General features: G+C 72.3%; 1 protein-coding gene. It reads right to left on the bottom strand.

Annotated features, from left to right (window positions below; genetic code table 11):
- On the bottom strand, positions 1-1,981 hold a 1,981-nt coding region (locus H505_RS46075; protein WP_157433238.1), incomplete at both ends, for a condensation domain-containing protein.

The following is a 1,981-nucleotide window of genomic DNA, read 5'->3' as shown; positions in this document are numbered from 1 at the left end:
ACGTCGACGCATCGAACGCATGGTTCGCCTGCACCAGCACGCTTTCCACGACATCGTCACGCCACGCCTCGTCCAGGCAGAACGCCACCACGTTCCCGTGCGTGACCGCGACACCCTTCGGCACGCCCGTCGAACCGGATGTGTACATCACGTAAGCGAGACTCTGCGCCGAGACATGAACATTCGGGTTCTGCTCGACCGGCTCGAACTCGTCGGCGTCGGTGATGACGACCGACACCTCGGCCTCCGCCATCACCGCCGCGATCCGGTCCTCCGGATGCGAGACGTCCAGCGGGACGTACGCCGCACCCGCCTTGAGAACGCCGAGCAGCACCGGGACCAGGTCGGCCGACCGCCGCATCCGGACGCCGACCAGCGAACCGCGACGATCCCCCAGCGCCCGCGCGACCCCGTTCGCCCGCGCGTTCAACTCCGCGTACGTCCACAACACGCGACCGTCCCCCGACACGACCGCCACCGCGCCCAGCGTCCGCGCCGCCTGCGCCTCGAACAGCTCCACCAGCGAACCACCCGGCACCGGACGCCCCGTCGCGTTCCACCCCTCCACCACCAACCGGCGCTCGTCCGCCGACAGCACATCGACCTCGGACACCGGCACGTCCGGGTCCGCCGCCACCTGCTGGAGCACCGCGACGAAACGTCGGGCGAGCGCGTCGGCCGTTTCCGGGTCGAACAGGTCGGTCGCGTACTGGATCCCGCCTTCGATTCCGTCCGCCGCTCCGCTCTCGTCGCGGCGTTCCGACAGGGTCAGCGACAGGTCGAACTTGGCGGTCACGCTCTCGGCCGCCATGAGCGGACGGACCTGGAGGTTCGGCAGGTCGAGGGGAGCGTCGCCGTCCGGGATGTTCTGGAAGGCCAGCATGACCTGGAACAGCGGGTGCCGCGCCAGCGAACGCGCCGGATTGAGGTCTTCGACGAGCCGCTCGAACGGGACGTCCTGGTGCGCGTAGGCCGCGAGGTCGGTCTCGCGGACGCGTGCGAGCAGTTCGGTGAACGACGGGTCGCCGCCGACGTCCGTCCGCAGGACGAGGGTGTTGAGGAAGAAGCCGGCGAGGTCGTCCAGTGCGGCTTCGCCGCGCCCGGCGACCGGGGTGCCGATCGGGACGTCGTCGCCCGCGCCGACCTTCGACAGCAGGACGGCGAGCGCCGCCTGCGCGACCATGAACATCGTGACGCCGTTCCGCCGGGCCGTCTCCTGCAGCCCGCGGTGGGTTCGGGCGTCCACCCGCAGCGGGACTTCGGCGCCGCGGAACGACGCGGTGGCCGGGCGGGGACGGTCGCCGGGCAGCGCGAGCTCCTCCGGCGCGCCCGCGAGGGCGTCTCTCCAGTAGCCGAGCTGGGCGGAGATCACGCTGTCGGGGTCGTCGAGTTCGCCGAGCACCTCCCGCTGCCAGAGGGCGTAGTCGGCGTACTGGACGGGCAGCGGCTCCCACGCGGGCGCCTCGCCCCGGACGCGGGCCGTGTACGCCGCCCGGATGTCGGCGGCGAGGACGCCCATCGACCAGCCGTCCACCGCGATGTGGTGCGCCACCACGACCAAGGCCGCCTCCGTCGGGGACGACACCAGCAGCCGCGCCCGCCAAGGCAGGTCGCGGGCGAGGTCGAACCCTCGGGAGACCTCTTCGGCGGTGTCCTCCGCCAGGCGTTCCTGGGTGGTCCGGTCTATCCGCAGGCTCGGACGCGCTTCCGGCGCGTCCAGGATCACCTGGTGCGGGACGCCGTCGACGTGCGGGAACAGCGTGCGGAGCGTCTCGTGGCGGTCGGCGACGTCCCCGAGGGCCGCCTCCAGCGCGGCGACGTCCAGATCACCGGACAACCGCAGCGCGAGCGGCACGTTGTACCCCGCGCCCGCACCGGCCTCCTCCAGCCGGTTCAGGAACCACATCCGCTGCTGCGCGTACGACAGCGGCACGACCTCCGGACGCTCCCGAGCCACGAGCGCCGGACGCACGCCCGCCCC

The organism is Actinomadura rifamycini DSM 43936 (assembly GCF_000425065.1).
Taxonomy (GTDB): Bacteria; Actinomycetota; Actinomycetes; order Streptosporangiales; family Streptosporangiaceae; genus Spirillospora; species Spirillospora rifamycini.
Note: the sequence above shows the minus strand (reverse complement) of the source record. Positions and strands in the feature narration are given on the sequence as shown.